Here is a 14,228-nt window from a genome sequence, read left to right as displayed (position 1 = left end):
ATGACGATGTCCGCCATTGTCGCGAATTTCGCAGCGAACGCCGTTCGCGCCCCGCTTTCCGGCGTCGCGACGCTCGCCGCGGTCGCCTTGGCGACGGTCCTCGGCGCCTCGTCGGCCCAGGCACAGGCCGCCAAGGCCTCCGCCGCCGACAGCTGGATCAAGGTCTGCCGCAACGACGACAAGGCCAAGCGCGAGTTCTGCAAGACCGCCTACGACCTGCGCACCAGCGGCGGCCAGTTCCTGGCCTCGGTCGCGGTCGTCGAAGTCGGCGGCGAGGCTCGCAAGGTGGTCGAGATGATCCTGCCGACCGGCCTGCTGCTGCAGCCGGGCCTCAAGGTCCAGGTCGACCAGAACAAGGCGGAAGACGCCAAGTACGGCATGTGTGCGCCCGACGGCTGCGTCGCGCAGATGGTGTCGAACGAGGCCTTCGTGACCACGCTCAAGTCCGGCTCGACCATCACCATCACGGCGCAGGGTCAGGCCTCCAACCCGGTGGTCTTCACCTTCCCGCTCGCCACCTTCAAGGCGGCGAACGAGGGCAAGCCGCTGGACGAGGCGGCTCTGAAGAAGCGCGAAGAGGCGATCAACGCCGAGATCCAGGACAAGCAGAAGTCGATCGAGGAGCAGCTGCGCGAGCAGCAGCGCAAGGCGTCCCAGGGCAAGTGAGCCCTCAGCCGATCGACACGAACCGGACGGGCTTCCTCGGAAGCCCGTCTTTTTTCATGCCCCGGCGACCCCGCCGCCGGACGACGCGCGGTCGAGCGCGGCGAGTTCCAGCGCGATCCGCTCGAGCGTCCGCTCGGTCTCGGCGCGTGCCTCCAGCGTCTCGCGCTGCCTGAGAGCGAGACGTCTGCCGAGGTCGGCGAGCCGGGCGTCGAGGGGCGCGCGCCGTCGCAGGTCGAGCATGGCGTGGATCTCGGCGAGACCGAAGCCGATCCGCTTGGCGGCGACGACGATCTGCAGCCGACGCACGTCCTCGGCGCGATAGCGCCGCGTCTGGCGTTCGCGCACCGGCTCGAGCAGGCCCTTGGCCTCGTAGAAGCGCAGCGCGCGCAGGGTCACGTCGCAACGGTGGGCGAGATCGCCGATCGACCAGAGGCGATCGGTACCGTCGGGGGTGTCGGCGAGCAGCGAGGCGAGATCGTCGGCAACGTCCATCGTGCAGCGGGTCCATCCGGGGGCATGTGGTGGGTTCGCGTCGCCGGGCGCGGGCCGGCGCGGACCCGCGTCGACCACGGGCCAGACCAGTCAACCGACGGCACGTGAACGTCGGCTTGCCGCGACGACGGCAATCTTAGCGATCGACTCTTCACGGTCGGGACGGAGAAAGACCACGTCGCCGTCAGCCGAGGTGCCGCGAACCCGCAACATCAAGGAAACATCGACGAAGATTACGATTCTCTCACTTCCCGAGCCCTGCCTTAACGACTTGTTTACCCTGTTCGAAAAATCTGTCGTCGAAGCTCCGGTCGGATGATCGTCCGAGTCGGCGGACCGCGTGGACGGTTCCTCGACCCCTCGATTTCCGGGAATTGCCGACCGGACGAGCTTCTGCCGGCGGAGGTAGGACATGTCTCGCAGCGGACGCGGGTTCGAAGACGAAGCCCGACAGCGCGTCTTGGATGCGGCTCGGCGATCGGGTCTCTCGGTCGGTGAGCTCGTGCAGGCGCTGCAGGACGGCCCGCGTCGCGGACGCACCGCCGAACCCACCGGAGCGGGCCTCGGCGCGCTCGACCGCCGTCTCGATGCGCTCGGCGACCGCATGCGCCGCCCGACCGCCGATCGTACCGCTTCCCGTCTCGACCGCACCGCCTCCGCCGAAGCCCAGCTCGACGAGATCGCCGCCACCGTCGACCGCCTGTCGGGCGCGTCGCGGTCGCGCGGGACCCGCCGCGAAGGCGACGCCGGCCACATCCTCGACACGCTGGAAGCCATCGACCGCCGCGTCCGCGACCTCTCCGACGACCGTCCGCGCGGCCGTGCCGCGGCTCTGCTCGACGATGATCTCGACGACCTGCGCGCCGCTCCCCGCGGCCGTGCCGCCCTCGACCCGGCGCCGCGACCGCGTCGCGACGAATCCGCCCTCGTCGTCTCCGAGATCCGCGCGCTGCGCGCCTTCCTCGAGAGCCGCGCCGGCGAAGGCGCCGACGTCTCCGGCGAGATCCGCCGGCTCGCCGCCAAGATCGACCGTCTGGCCGAGGCACGGCCGGACGGCGAGGAGATCGAATCGCTGGCGACCGAACTCGGGCGGCTGCGCGACGTGGTGCTGCAGTCCAACGTCGAGGGTTCGCTGAAGAGCCTCGAGGCGGGCTACGGGCAGATCGTCGACCGGCTCGACGGGCTCGAGCGCGGCCTCGGCACGCCGCGCGACGGCGCCGACATTTCCGAGATCCGCAGCCTGCTCTCGGCGGTGCCGCAGGCCGACCACATGACGGCGCTCGAGCGCAATCTCGACCGGCTGACCGACAAGTTCGAACGCCTCGCCGCCCGCGACGAGAACCCCTACGCCCAGCAGATCGAGCGCCGCCTCTCCGATCTCCGCACCCAGATCGAGAGCTTCGATCCGGGCAAGGTGGTCGTCTCGCTCGACCAGCGCCTGAAGGCGGTGACCGACAAGCTCGATGCGCTCGAGCGCTCGACCAAGGTGCCGGCGTCGGGCGACCGCGTCGTCAAGATGCTCGAGGAGCTGCGCACGCTGGCGGCCGGCAACCGTGCCGCCGACGAGCTGCGCACCATCGAGGCCCGCATCGCCGACATCGGCGAGCGCATCGCCGAATTCGAGAAGCGCCGGCCGTCCTTCGAGGACACCGACCGCATCCACGACCGCATCGCCGAGCTCTCCGGCCGGCTGGAGCGCATTCCCGATCCCGACGAGGGCCGCCGCACGGTGCGTGCGCTCGAGGCCGCGGTGGCGCGGCTCGACGCGGCGATCGCCGATGCCGCCCGTCCGGCCGAGAACGAGAAGCTCGACGCGCGGCTCGACCAGATCATCGACCGGCTCGACCGGCGCCCGCCGGCCGCCGCCGACGCCACCGCCGAGGTGGAGAATCTGACCCGCGAGATCGCCGCCATGCGCCGCGAACTCGCCACGCCGCGTCAGACCGACGACCTCGAGGCGCAGATGCGCCTGCTCGCCGAGCGGCTCGACCGTTCGACCACGCACGAAGGCGACGACGAGACGCTGTCGCAGATCGAGGAGCAGCTCGGCCAGATCTCGCGCCAGATCGAGGCGACCCAGAGCCGCGTGCCGGATCTGTCGTCGATCGAGAACCACATCGTCGCGCTAGCCGACCGGATCGAGACGACCCACGTCGATTCCGTCGTCGCCGCCCGCGAAGCGGCGCGCGAGATGGTGCGCGAACTCGCCGACACCCGCGGCGACGGCGTGCCGGCCGCCGCCCTCGACGCACTCAAGGGCGACCTGCGCGCCCTCAAGGACGCCGCCCGCGAGACCGAGGACCGCACCAACGGTACGCTCGTCTCGCTGCACGACGCGCTGACCGGCATCGTCGGCCGCCTCGCCGCCATCGAGAAGATCGCGCAAGGGTCGGCCCGCAACGCCGCCGCCCAGCGCGGCGGTTCTCCCGCGCCGGAGGCCACCCCGCGTGGCACCGCTCCGGAGGCCGCGCCGCAGCCGGCCGTCCAGGCGCCGCCGCGCGCCGCCCATCAGGCCGCCCCCGCGCCGGCCCAGCCTGTGCGCATGCCGACAGCGGCGCCCCTCGCCGAACCGGCGATCACCGAAGAGGACGTCCGCCCGGCCGCCGCGCGTCCGGCCTCCAATCCGATCGCCCGGGCCCGCGAGATGCTCGCCGCCGGCGCCGGGGCGGACGACAACCGTCCGCTCGAGCCGGGGTCCGGCAAGCCGACGCCGCGGCCGCTGATGCCGTCGGAGGCGCGCGCCCAGGCCAATCCGGACGAGCCCAATCCGGCGACGGCGCGCAAGGCCGAGTTCATCGCCGCCGCCCGCCGTGCCGCGCAGGTCGCCGCCTCGACGGCCGCCGCCGCACCGACCGTGACGCCCGACGACCGCACGCCGACCCCGGCGACGGCCGACGAGGGCGGCGCGCTGTCGCGGATCGGCCGGGTGCTCAAGACCCGTCGCCGGCCGCTGGTGCTCGCCACCGCGGCGCTGGTGCTCACCATCCTGACGCTGCAGGTGATGCCCGGCCGCAAGCCGGCGCCCGAGCAGACCGCCGACGCCGGCAGCCGGATCGAGCAGACCGCGCCCGAGGCCCATTCGACCGTCGCCCAGCGCGACGTGCCCCCGGTCGACGGTTCGCTGCTGTCGAAGGCGCCGACCGCCGAGGCGGCCCCGGGCTTCTCGATGCCGCTGGCGACCGACGGGTCGGCCAGGACGCCGGCCGAGGCCGACAAGGGCTCGGTGCCGCAACGCACCAGCGCGGTCCAGGGCGTGCCGCTGGCCGGCGAGCCGGTCACCACCGGATCGATCCCGTCGTCGGCCGCCACCTCGGCGGCGCCGACCGAAGAACCGTCGCATCCGGCCATCGTCGATGCCGCCCTGCCCGAGCAGATCGGACCGGAGACGCTGCGCCGTGCCGCGACGAGCGGCGATGCCCGTGCAGCCCTCGAGGTCGCGCTGCGCTTCGCCGAAGGCAAGACGGTTCCCGCCGACCTGGCCAAGGCCGTCACGTGGTACACCGTCGCCGCCGAGAAGGGTCTGGCGCCGGCGCAGTATCGGCTCGCGGTGGCCTACGAGAAGGGCCTCGGCGTCACCCGCGACGCGGAGAAGGCGCGAGCCTGGTACACCGCCGCCGCCGAGCAGGGCAACGTCCGCTCGATGCACAATCTCGGCGTGCTCTACGCCAACACCCGCGACATGGCGAAGGCCGTGCCGTGGTTCCAGAAGGCGGCCGACTACGGCCTGCGCGACAGCCAGTTCAACCTCGGCATCATCCATGCCCTGGGTTCGGGCGTGAAGCAGGACCTCGCCGTCTCCTACAAGTGGTTCGCGCTCGCCGCCCGTCAGGGCGACGCGGAGGCCGAGAAGAAGCAGAACGAGGTCGCCGCCCATCTCGACAAGGTCAATCTCGCCGCCGGCCGCATGGCGGTGCAGACCTGGGTGCAGCGGACGATCGACCGCGCCGCCAACGAGGAGACGCGCGGCTGGGCGGATCCCGCCTCGGCGGCGGCGCCTTCGAGCCCCGCGACGCAGGCCGACATGGTCCGTCAGGCGCAGCTTCTTCTGAAGACGCTCGGCTTCTACAACGGCGCGATCGACGGCGACGCCGGCCCCGGCACCAAGACGGCGATCCGCACCTATCAGAAGAAGGCCGGCCTGCCGCAGACCGGCGAAGCGGACGCGGCGCTGCTCAAGGCGCTGTCGGGCCGCCAGCTCTGACGCGCCCCGCGCCGCCCAGTGCGGCGCGGACCCGGTGCCGCACCACTGCGGCGAGCGTCAGCCCGCGCACCGACAGGAAGGCGACGAAGGCCGCCCACAGGCCGTGATTGCCGTAGGCGGGGAAGAGCACCGCCCACAGCGCGAAGAAGACGACCAGCGAGGCGACCATCATCGCCGCCATGTCGCGCGTCCAGCCGGCGCCGATGAAGACCCCGTCCATCTCGAAGGCGAGCACACCGGCGAGCGGCGTCACCGCCGCCCAGACGAGGTACTGGCGCGCCGTCGCGGCGACCTGAACGTCGGCACTCATCAGATCGATCGCCGCGGAACCCGCCAGGAACACGACGAGAGCGGCGACGATCGCCAGCGCCGCACCGCCGGCCGAGGTCAGCCACAGGGCGCGGTCGAAGCCCACCCGGTCGCGCGCACCGACCGCCCGGCCGACGAAGGTCTCGGCGGCGGCAGCGAAGCCGTCGAGGAAATAGGCGGTCGTCAGGAAGAACTTCTCCAGCACCGCGTTGGCCGCCAGCACCACCGCTCCCTGCGCCGCGCTCTGGCGCGAGAAGAAGGTGAAGGCGGCGATGAGCACGAAGGTGCGGATCATGATGTCGCGATTGACCGCGACGAGGCCTGAGAAGGCGGCGCGATCGAAGATCCGGGCGCGGTCGGGACGGACCCCGCGGCGCCATTCGCCGGTGACCAGCGCCGCCCCGAGCAGGCTCGCGACGATCTCGGCGACGACGCCGGCGATCGCCGCCCCCTGCGGCCCCATGTCGAAGCGGCCGACGAGGATCAGGGCGAGGGCGATGTTGGTGGCGTTGAGGACGGTCTGCAGCAGGAGGCCGATGCCGGCACGGCCGCGGCCGAGGTACCAGCCGAAGACCGCCTGACCGAAGAGGATCGCCGGCGCCGACCACAGGCGGACGCCGGCATAGGCCCGCGTCGCCTCGCGCACCGCCGGCTCGCCGCCGACGATCGCCATGCCGAGATCGACGATCGTGCCCGAGAGCAGTGCGATGGCGGTGCCGAAGACCAACGCCACGGCGAGCGCGCGCACCAGCACGGCGCGCAACTCGGCGACGTCGCCGGCGCCGGTGGCGCGGGCGGCGAGGCCGGTCGTGCCGGCGCGCAGGAAGTAGAACAGCGAGAAGACGAGATCGCAGACGATCGCGCCGAGCGCCACGCCGCCGACGGCGGCGGCATCGCCGGTGCGCCCGACGACGCCGATCGCCACCACGCCGACGAGCGGCGTGGAGAGATGGCCGAGCGTCATCGGCACGGCGATCGAGAGGACGTCGGAGAAGGAGAGCGGCCGGCGCGCCGCGCTCACTTCGTCCGCCCGGTCAGGCGCAGGATCAGCCAGACCGGCACCACCAGCACGGCGCCCCAGACGAGATAGCGCAGCATGCGCATGATCGTCTCGGTGCCCATGTGCAGCACCCAGTCGAAGAAGCGGTCGATGTTGCCGATCAGCCGGCCGACGAAGGTCACCGGATCGAGGCCGATGGTCTCCAGCACGAAGCCGACGACGATCGACAGAAACACCAGCCAGAGGACCGTGCGCAGCGGCGAGCCGGTGGTAAAGCGGGTCAGATCGGTGGCCATCGAGATCCTCGCGGGCGGGAAGCGGACGTCCCTCGGCTCTAGCACGCGATGGGGGCGCGGTCGAGGCGAAGCGGCGAAAGGGCTTGATCGCGAGGCCGGTTTGCCCCCATCACCAAGGCCCCGACGCCGGACCCTCGCGATGACCGAACCGACCTTCGCCTCCCGCTCCGCCTCTCTCCTCTCGGGCGACGACGTCGCCGACCGGCGGCTCGACCATGCCCGCGGCTATGCCGCCGCCGGCGAGCCGCAGGCCGCGGCCGAACTGATGGAACAGGCGCTGGAGCGGGTGCCCGGCTGGGCGGTCGGCTGGTTCGTGCTCGGCGAGTTCCGCGAGGCGGCCGGCGACCGCGACGGGGCGATCGGCGCGTGGGAACGGGCGACGGCGCTCGATCCCGAGGACCGCTGCGGCGCCGTGCTGCGCCTCGCCCGGCTCGGCGCCCGCCCCGCCCCCGACGCACCGCCCGCCGCCCATGTCCGCGATCTCTTCGACGGCTATGCGCCGCGTTTCGAGGCGAGCCTCGTCGGCAGGCTCGGCTACAGGACGCCGGAACGGCTGGCGGCGGCGATCGCGGCAGCCGCGCCCGGCCGGGTCTTCGCCGAGGGGCTCGATCTCGGCTGCGGCACCGGGTTGATGGCGCGGGCGCTCGGGGCCCGCGTCGCCGCGCTCGACGGTGTCGATCTCTCGCCGGCGATGATCGAGGTGGCGCGGGCGAGCGGGCTCTACCGAAGCCTCGTCGTCGACGGGCTCGACGCCGAACTCGGCCGCCGGGCGGCCGGCTCCGTCGACCTCGTCACCGCCGCCGACGTCTTCTGCTACCTCGGCGATCTCGGCGCCGTCTTCGCGGCCGTCGCCCGGGTTCTCGTCCCCGGCGGGCTCTTCGCCTTCTCGGTCGAGAAGGCCGGCGAGGGCACGGAGGTGGTGCTGCGCGACAGCCTGCGCTACGGCCATGGCCGCCGGCATGTCGAAGACACCGCGACGAGGGTCGGATTGACGGCCCTCACGCTCGAAGAGACAGTGCTGAGGCGCGACCGCGATGCCGAGGTGGCGGGTCTTCTGGGTGTGTTCACGAAGTCGTGATCACCTGGGCGGCGAGATGAACGGCGGCTGAACGACGCACTCAGCCTCCATGCATCTCGTCCGATGCATGATCCGGCCAACGTCGATCGAGACGGGCGCGAAGCGCGACCCCGACGACGAGAAGGAACGGATCGACCGATGAAACCGCTGTCCATCGCCCTGGTGCTCGCCTCTTCGCTCTCGGCGCTGGGTTTGGCCGGCTGCCAGACGACCGAAGACGACGGCACCTACTACGAGTCCGGCTATCGCGAAACCTACGTGAGATCGCCGCGTTACGTCTACGAAGACACCTACGTCGTGCGCAACCCGCCGCGTCAGTACGGTTGGGCTCCGCCGCCGCCGCGTTACGCCCCGCCGCCGCCCCCGCCGCGCTACGGCTACAACCCGCCGCCGCGTTGGCAGCACACGGCGCCCCCGCCGCCGCCTCCGCCGCAGGCAGGTCCGCCGCCGCCGCCGCGTCACGCACCGCCCCCGCCCCCGCCGCAGCAGTCGGGCGGACCGCCGCAGGGTCAGCCGGCCTTCGTGCCGTCGAGCCGCCCCCCGGCGTCCTCGTCGTCCGGCAACCGACCGCTGTGGCAGCAGTGAGATCCCCCGCTCCTCCGACGCGACGACGCGTCGCCAGGGGCGGAGCATCCGACAGAACAACGACCGCCCACCGGCGGCATGGAGGAAGACCATGAAGAAGTTCGTCACCGGCCTGATGATCGCCGCGACGCTCGGCGGTGCCCTCGCCGTTTCCACCGGCGCCGAAGCCCAAGAGTGGCGGCGCCATCACCATCACGGCGGTGGCGGCGGCGATGCCGCGGCAGCCGCGGCGCTCGGCATCGTCGGCGGCCTGATCGTCGGCTCGGCGATCGCCAACGCCAACCAGCCCGACTACTACGACGACGAATACGTCGTCCGCCGCGCCCCGCCGCGCCGCGTCTACTACGAGGACGACTATCGTCCCACCCGTCGCGGCACCGCCTGCCGCACGCTGATCAAGTACGACATGTACGGCAAGCCGTACGAGTACAAGGACTGCGATCCATGATCGCCGTCCCCGGGCACCGACCGCCATCGGATGCCCGGAGACGACCTTCGCCGAGGGCCGGATCCCGCAAGGGTTCCGGCCCTTCGTCGTTTCGCGATCCCGCCGGCCGCGTTCCGCCCCTCGACGGCGCGACCGGCGACGTCTACCTCTGGAGCGTGACCGCGACCGCCGCCCCCTCCCCCGACGTGCCTCTGCCGGAGCCCTTCGCCGGCTGGTTCGCCGCGCGCGGCTGGCGGCTCCGCCCGCATCAGGCGCGCCTCGTCGAGGCCGGACGCGACGGCCGCTCCGTCCTCCTCGTCGCCCCGACCGGTGCCGGCAAGACGCTCGCGGGCTTCCTGCCGTCGCTGGTGTCGCTGGCCGGGCAGCCGAAGCAGAAGCTCGCCGTCGAGGGCCGCGGCGTGAAGCGGCGGGGCATCCACACGCTCTACGTCTCGCCGCTCAAGGCGCTCGCCGTCGACGTCGCCCGCAACGTCGAGACGCCGATCGCCGAGATGGGGCTTCCTATCCGGGTCGAGACCCGCACCGGCGACACCTCCGCCCACAAGCGGCAGCGGCAGAAATACGATCCGCCCGACATCCTGATGACGACGCCGGAACAGGTGGCGCTGTTGCTCGGGTCGCGCGAGGCGGAGGATCTCTTCGGCGCGCTCGAATGCGTGATCTTCGACGAGCTGCACGCGCTGGTGACGTCGAAACGCGGCGATCTCCTCGCCCTCGGCCTCGCCCGGCTCCGCGCGCTCTCACCGGGGCTCCGGGCGGTCGGGCTGTCGGCGACCGTCGCCGATCCGGCCGAACTCGCCGCCTGGCTGGTGGCACAGGCCCCCGACGGTCCGCGCCGCGAGGCCGATCTCGTGATGGCACCGCCCGGCGCTCCGGCGATCGTCGAGGTCCTCGATCCGGACGTGCGCATCCCTTGGTCGGGCCATCTCGCCCGCCATGCCATCCCGTCGGTGCTCGAGGCGATCGCGCGGGCCAAGACCTCGATCGTCTTCGTCAACACCCGCGCCCAGGCCGAACTCGTGTTCCAGGACCTGTGGGCGGCGAACGACGCGGGGCTGCGCATCGCGTTGCATCACGGCTCGCTCGACGTCGCCCAGCGCCGAAGGGTGGAAGCCGCGATGGCGGCGGGCGGCGGACCGAAGGGTCTCGATGCGGTCGTCGCCACCTCGACGCTCGATCTCGGCATCGACTGGGGCGACGTCGATCTCGTCATCCACGTCGGCGCGCCGAAGGGGGCGAGCCGCCTCGCCCAACGCATCGGCCGATCGAACCACCGGCTCGACGAGCCGAGCCGGGCGCTGCTCGTTCCGGCCAACCGCTTCGAGGTGCTCGAATGCCTCGCCGCCCGCGAGGCCAATGCGGAAGGCACGCAGGACACCCCGGCGATCCGGGCGGGCGCGCTCGACGTGCTCGCCCAGCACGTCCTCGGCCGCGCCGTCGCGTCTCCCTTCGGCGACGACGCCTTCTTCGCGGAAGTCACCTCGGCGCTGCCCTATCGCGGGCTGACGCGCGAACGTTTCGATCGGGTGGTCGACTTCGTCGCGACCGGCGGCTACGCGCTGCGCGTCTACGAGCGCTACGCCAAGATCCGGCGGACGAAGGAAGGGCTGTGGCGCGTCGCCAATCCTCAGGTCGCGCAGCAGTGGCGGCTCAACGTCGGCACCATCGTCGAGATGCCGATGGTCAAGGTCCGCCTCGTCTCGGGCGACAAGGGCCGGATGCCGCGGTTCGGCGGCAAGGTGCTGGGCGAGATGGAGGAGTATTTCTTCGAGACGCTGACCTCCGGCGACACGTTCCTGTTCGGCGGCGAAGTGCTGCGCTTCGTCGGCTTGCGCGAGAACGAGGCGCTGGTCTCCCGCGCCAAGGGGCGCGATCCGAAGATCCCGTCCTATTGGGGCGGCAAGTTCCCGCTCTCGACCCATCTCGCCGAACGTGTGCGCGGGCTCCTCGCCGATCCTGGCCACTGGGGCGCCCTGCCCGAACAGGTCCGCATCTGGCTCGAGCTGCAACGCGAGCATTCGCGTCTGCCGTCGAAGACCGAGCTGATGGTCGAGACCTTCCCGCACGGCGACCGTTTCCACATGGTCACCTATGCCTTCGAGGGCCGGCTCGCCCACCAGACGCTCGGCATGCTGCTGACACGGCGGATGGAGCGGGCGGGACTGAGGCCGATGGGCTTCGTCGCCAACGACTATTGCCTGAGCGTCTGGGCGGCGGTCGATCTCGGGACCACCTTCGAACGCCGTCGCCCGTCGCTCGCCGAACTCTTCGACGAGGACATGCTCGGCGACGATCTCGAGGCGTGGCTCGGCGAATCGATGATGCTGAAACGCACCTTCCGCAACTGCGCCATCATCGCCGGCCTCGTCGAGCGCCGGCATCCCGGCAAGGAGAAGAGCGGGCGGCAGATGACCGCCTCGACCGATCTCGTCTTCGACGTGTTGCGCGCGCACGAGCCCGACCACATCCTGATCGAAGCGACTCGCGCCGACGCCGCCCATGGGCTGCTCGACGTCCGGCGTCTCGCCGACATGCTGGCGCGGGTCAGAGGCAAGGTGCGGCACGTGCGGTTGGATCGGATCTCGCCGCTCGCGGTGCCGGTGCTCTCCGAGATCGGCCGCGAACCGGTGCCGGGGTCGGCGGGCGAGGACATGTTGGCGGAAGCGGCGGAAGCCCTGATGCGGGAGGCGACGGAATGACGGGCGCGGCGGAGCCCTTCGGCGGCAGCCGGATCGAGATCGCGGGCGAGGTGCTCGTCGGCCTGCCCTCGGGCGCGGCGTGGTGGGCGGCCACGCGGACACTCGTCGTCGCCGACCTGCATTTCGAGAAGGCCTCGTCCTTCGCCCGGCGCGGCTCGCTGCTGCCGCCCTTCGACACCCATGCGACGCTCGCCCGGCTCGAGGCCGACGTCGCCGCCCTCGCCCCCGCCCGCGTGATCTCGCTCGGCGACGCCTTCCACGATCCTCACGCCGTCGAACGACTGGAAGAGGGGGCGCGGGCGCGGCTCTCGGCGCTGCAGGCGGGCCGCGAATGGCTGTGGGTCGACGGCAATCACGACGCGGCGCTCACCGGCGCGATCGGCGGCGAACGGGTCGCCGAACTGGCGATGGGCGCCCTGGTCTTCCGCCACGAGCCGCGGCCGGGCGCGGACCCTGCGTCCGCCGGAGAACTCGCCGGCCATCTCCATCCGGCGGCGCGGGTGAAGGTGGCGAGCGGCACGGTCAGGCGGCATTGCTTCGCCGGCGACGGGCGGCGGCTGATCCTGCCGGCCTACGGCAGCCTCGCCGGCGGGCTCGACGTCGCCTCGCGGGCCTTCGCCGGGCTCTTCGCTCGGTCGAACCTCGTCGTCCATCTGCTCGGCGAGGGCCGCGTCCACGCCATGCCGGCGCGGTCGATCGTCGGGCTCGGCGTCAGTCGCGGCGGAAGAGAACCCCACCGAGCCAGCCGGTGAGGAGCGCGATCAACACCGAGGCGATGCCGTAGAGCACCGGACGGTGGGCGGCGAGATCGGCGACCGTGCTCTCGAAGCCGCTCTTGGCGACCTCGATCGACGTCTCGCCCTCGGCGATCTGGCCGCCGTCGGCGAAGAGGATCGCCCGGACGCGATAGGCGCCGACCGGCACGTCGGCGGGGATCGGCAGGGTCGTCGCCCATAGGGTCTCGCCCATCCGGCGGATGCCTCCGGGATATTCGGCATAGTGGCCGGCGGCACGCTGGAGACGCAGGAAGGCCTCGCGGAAGTCGGGCGTGCCGGCCATCACCTCGATGCCACCGGGGATCGATTCCGGCAGGATCAGCGCGTCGAGACCGACCTGCGCGCCCTTCAGCGCCTCGGGCGTCGCCAGTTCGGCGATCGGCCGGGTGGTGGCGACGGCGTAGTAGGAGGGCGCGACATAGGTGCGGCCCTCGCGGTTGATCCAGATGCCGAGGGTGCGTTCCTTGCGGCGGGTGACCAGCGTGTGGTTCGGCCCGACCAGCGTCACCGCCAGCTCCCAACCCGCCGAACGGCCGACGGTCGCGGCATCGCGTTCGATGGTGCCGAAGACGGTCAGCGTGGTGCCGGAGAAGTTCGAGGTGATCTCGACGCGACGGGTCGAGGGTTCGAAGACCAGCGCCTCGGCCGCAGCCGGATGTGCGAAGGCCGTCGCGGCGAGCGCGAGGAGCGTGAGCGCGGCGACGCGACGGCGCGGCGTTCCCCCGGTCATGGCGTCGCTCCCCCGAGGATGACGCGCAGCGTGTAGGGATCGGCCGGGGTCAGCACCAGTTCGACGGCGAAGCGGATGCCGACGGCGAGAATGAGCAGGCCGAGCAGGGCGCGCAGCTGCTCGCCACGCAGGCGCTGGCCGATCTGCTGGCCGAACTGGGCGCCGATGACGCCGCCGACCATCAGGAGGAAGGCGAGAACGATGTCGACCGTCCGGTTGGTCGCCGCTTGAAGGAAAGTGGCGAAGACCATGGTCGCGCCCATCTGGACGAGCGAGGTGCCGACGACGATCGAGGTCGGCACCTTGAGCAGGTAGATCAGCGCCGGCACGATCATGAAGCCGCCGCCGATGCCGAGCAGCGTGCCGAAGAAGCCGACGATCACGCCGAGCGCCACCACTGGGATCGCCGAGACGACCAGCCGCGAGCGCGGGAAGACCACCTTGAGCGGCAGCGACTGCATCCAGCCGTCGGGCCGACGCACCGGCGGCGGCGGTGGAACCGGGCCGCGGTTGGCGAGAATGGTGCCGATCGCCTCACGCGTCGTGAAGGCGCCGATGAAGCCGAGCAGCACGACGTAGCAGAGGGCGATCACCAGATCGAGCTGGCCGATGCCGCGCAGGGCCGAGAAGACGACGACGCCGATGGTCGATCCCACCATGCCCGACAGGAGCAGCCAGGTGGCGAGTTTCCAGTCGATCGACTTGCGCCGCCAGTAGCCGAGCGCTGCCGACGCCGACGAGGCCGCCACCTGGGCCGAGACCGAGGCGACCGCGACCGCCGGCGAAATGCCGGAAAAGACGAGAAGCGGCGTCAGGAGGAAGCCGCCGCCGACGCCGAACATGCCCGAGATGAACCCCACCGCCGCACCGACGCCGAAGATCATGAACATGTTCACGGGCCATTCGGCGACGGGCAGGTAGAGCAGCATCGGTCACACCGGGCGTGCG

Annotated in this window: 12 protein-coding genes; 7 read left to right on the top strand and 5 right to left on the bottom strand. The window is 71.8% G+C overall.

The features are described 5' to 3' along the window. The first annotated feature begins 6 nt into the window (after nucleotides 1–6). A complete protein-coding gene (locus ACT53U_RS10005; RefSeq protein ID WP_476154643.1) occupies nucleotides 7–666 on the top strand; it encodes an invasion associated locus B family protein in 660 nt (219 codons plus the stop codon). 54 nt (nucleotides 667–720) lie between these two features. Here the strand turns inward: ACT53U_RS10005 and ACT53U_RS10000 are convergent, their stop codons facing one another. After that, entirely contained in the window at nucleotides 721–1,158 is a 438-nt protein-coding gene (locus ACT53U_RS10000; RefSeq protein ID WP_476154641.1) for a MerR family transcriptional regulator, read from the bottom strand. Nucleotides 1,159–1,570: 412 nt separating this feature from the next. Between ACT53U_RS10000 and ACT53U_RS09995 the strand changes: the two genes are divergently transcribed. Further along, a complete protein-coding gene (locus ACT53U_RS09995; RefSeq protein WP_476154639.1) occupies nucleotides 1,571–5,359 on the top strand; it encodes a peptidoglycan-binding protein in 3,789 nt (1,262 codons plus the stop codon). Here the strand turns inward: ACT53U_RS09995 and ACT53U_RS09990 are convergent. Next, on the bottom strand, nucleotides 5,331–6,689 hold the full coding sequence (locus ACT53U_RS09990; RefSeq protein ID WP_476154637.1) for an MATE family efflux transporter: 1,359 nt from the start codon (nucleotides 6,687–6,689) through the stop codon (nucleotides 5,331–5,333). The genes ACT53U_RS09995 and ACT53U_RS09990 overlap by 29 nt on opposite strands. After that, a complete protein-coding gene (locus ACT53U_RS09985) occupies nucleotides 6,686–6,964 on the bottom strand; it encodes a DUF6460 domain-containing protein (RefSeq protein ID WP_476154635.1) in 279 nt (92 codons plus the stop codon). Before ACT53U_RS09985 ends, ACT53U_RS09990 begins: the two co-directional genes overlap by 4 nt. Before the next feature lie 139 nt (nucleotides 6,965–7,103). Between ACT53U_RS09985 and ACT53U_RS09980 the strand changes: the two genes are divergently transcribed. From ACT53U_RS09980 to pdeM, 5 genes are all read left to right on the top strand, one after another. Further along, nucleotides 7,104–8,042 carry a methyltransferase domain-containing protein gene (locus ACT53U_RS09980; protein WP_476154633.1) on the top strand — a complete coding sequence of 313 codons (939 nt, stop codon included), beginning with the start codon at nucleotides 7,104–7,106 and terminating at the stop codon, nucleotides 8,040–8,042. Between the two features lie 138 nt (nucleotides 8,043–8,180). Beyond that, nucleotides 8,181–8,627 carry a hypothetical protein gene (locus ACT53U_RS09975; protein ID WP_476154631.1) on the top strand — a complete coding sequence of 149 codons (447 nt, stop codon included), beginning with the start codon at nucleotides 8,181–8,183 and terminating at the stop codon, nucleotides 8,625–8,627. A 91-nt stretch (nucleotides 8,628–8,718) separates the two neighbouring features. Continuing rightward, nucleotides 8,719–9,075: a hypothetical protein gene (locus tag ACT53U_RS09970; RefSeq protein WP_476154629.1), complete on the top strand. Its 357-nt coding sequence runs from the start codon at nucleotides 8,719–8,721 to the stop codon at nucleotides 9,073–9,075. Then, complete coding sequence (locus ACT53U_RS09965) at nucleotides 9,072–11,774, top strand: ligase-associated DNA damage response DEXH box helicase (RefSeq protein ID WP_476154627.1); 2,703 nt, start codon at nucleotides 9,072–9,074, stop codon at nucleotides 11,772–11,774. Before ACT53U_RS09970 ends, ACT53U_RS09965 begins: the two co-directional genes overlap by 4 nt. Next, nucleotides 11,771–12,526 carry a ligase-associated DNA damage response endonuclease PdeM gene (gene pdeM, locus ACT53U_RS09960; RefSeq protein ID WP_476154626.1) on the top strand — a complete coding sequence of 252 codons (756 nt, stop codon included), beginning with the start codon at nucleotides 11,771–11,773 and terminating at the stop codon, nucleotides 12,524–12,526. Before ACT53U_RS09965 ends, pdeM begins: the two co-directional genes overlap by 4 nt. On the opposite strand, the gene ACT53U_RS09955 is transcribed toward pdeM, so the two are convergent. Next, nucleotides 12,486–13,280 (bottom strand): TIGR02186 family protein, encoded by a 795-nt coding sequence (locus ACT53U_RS09955; RefSeq protein WP_476154624.1) that lies wholly within the window; start codon nucleotides 13,278–13,280, stop codon nucleotides 12,486–12,488. The genes pdeM and ACT53U_RS09955 overlap by 41 nt on opposite strands. Next, nucleotides 13,277–14,209: a sulfite exporter TauE/SafE family protein gene (locus ACT53U_RS09950; protein WP_476154622.1), complete on the bottom strand. Its 933-nt coding sequence runs from the start codon at nucleotides 14,207–14,209 to the stop codon at nucleotides 13,277–13,279. The genes ACT53U_RS09955 and ACT53U_RS09950 overlap by 4 nt, the downstream gene beginning before the upstream one ends. Nucleotides 14,210–14,228: the final 19 nt, after the last annotated feature.

This window comes from Pinisolibacter sp. DMC19 (assembly GCF_056313985.1).
The sequence above is the reverse complement of the archived record's forward strand: the minus strand, read 5'-3'. Positions and strand labels throughout refer to the sequence as shown.

Coding starts and splice junctions, on each gene's coding strand:
- ACT53U_RS09980 (WP_476154633.1), top strand. CDS start 7,104: ATGACCGAACCGACCTTCGCCTCCCGCTCCGCCTCTCTCCTCTCGGGC.
- ACT53U_RS09955 (WP_476154624.1), bottom strand. CDS start 13,280: ATGACCGGGGGAACGCCGCGCCGTCGCGTCGCCGCGCTCACGCTCCTC.
- pdeM (WP_476154626.1), top strand. CDS start 11,771: ATGACGGGCGCGGCGGAGCCCTTCGGCGGCAGCCGGATCGAGATCGCG.
- ACT53U_RS10005 (WP_476154643.1), top strand. CDS start 7: ATGTCCGCCATTGTCGCGAATTTCGCAGCGAACGCCGTTCGCGCCCCG.
- ACT53U_RS09950 (WP_476154622.1), bottom strand. CDS start 14,209: ATGCTGCTCTACCTGCCCGTCGCCGAATGGCCCGTGAACATGTTCATG.
- ACT53U_RS10000 (WP_476154641.1), bottom strand. CDS start 1,158: ATGGACGTTGCCGACGATCTCGCCTCGCTGCTCGCCGACACCCCCGAC.
- ACT53U_RS09970 (WP_476154629.1), top strand. CDS start 8,719: ATGAAGAAGTTCGTCACCGGCCTGATGATCGCCGCGACGCTCGGCGGT.
- ACT53U_RS09975 (WP_476154631.1), top strand. CDS start 8,181: ATGAAACCGCTGTCCATCGCCCTGGTGCTCGCCTCTTCGCTCTCGGCG.
- ACT53U_RS09985 (WP_476154635.1), bottom strand. CDS start 6,964: ATGGCCACCGATCTGACCCGCTTTACCACCGGCTCGCCGCTGCGCACG.
- ACT53U_RS09965 (WP_476154627.1), top strand. CDS start 9,072: ATGATCGCCGTCCCCGGGCACCGACCGCCATCGGATGCCCGGAGACGA.
- ACT53U_RS09995 (WP_476154639.1), top strand. CDS start 1,571: ATGTCTCGCAGCGGACGCGGGTTCGAAGACGAAGCCCGACAGCGCGTC.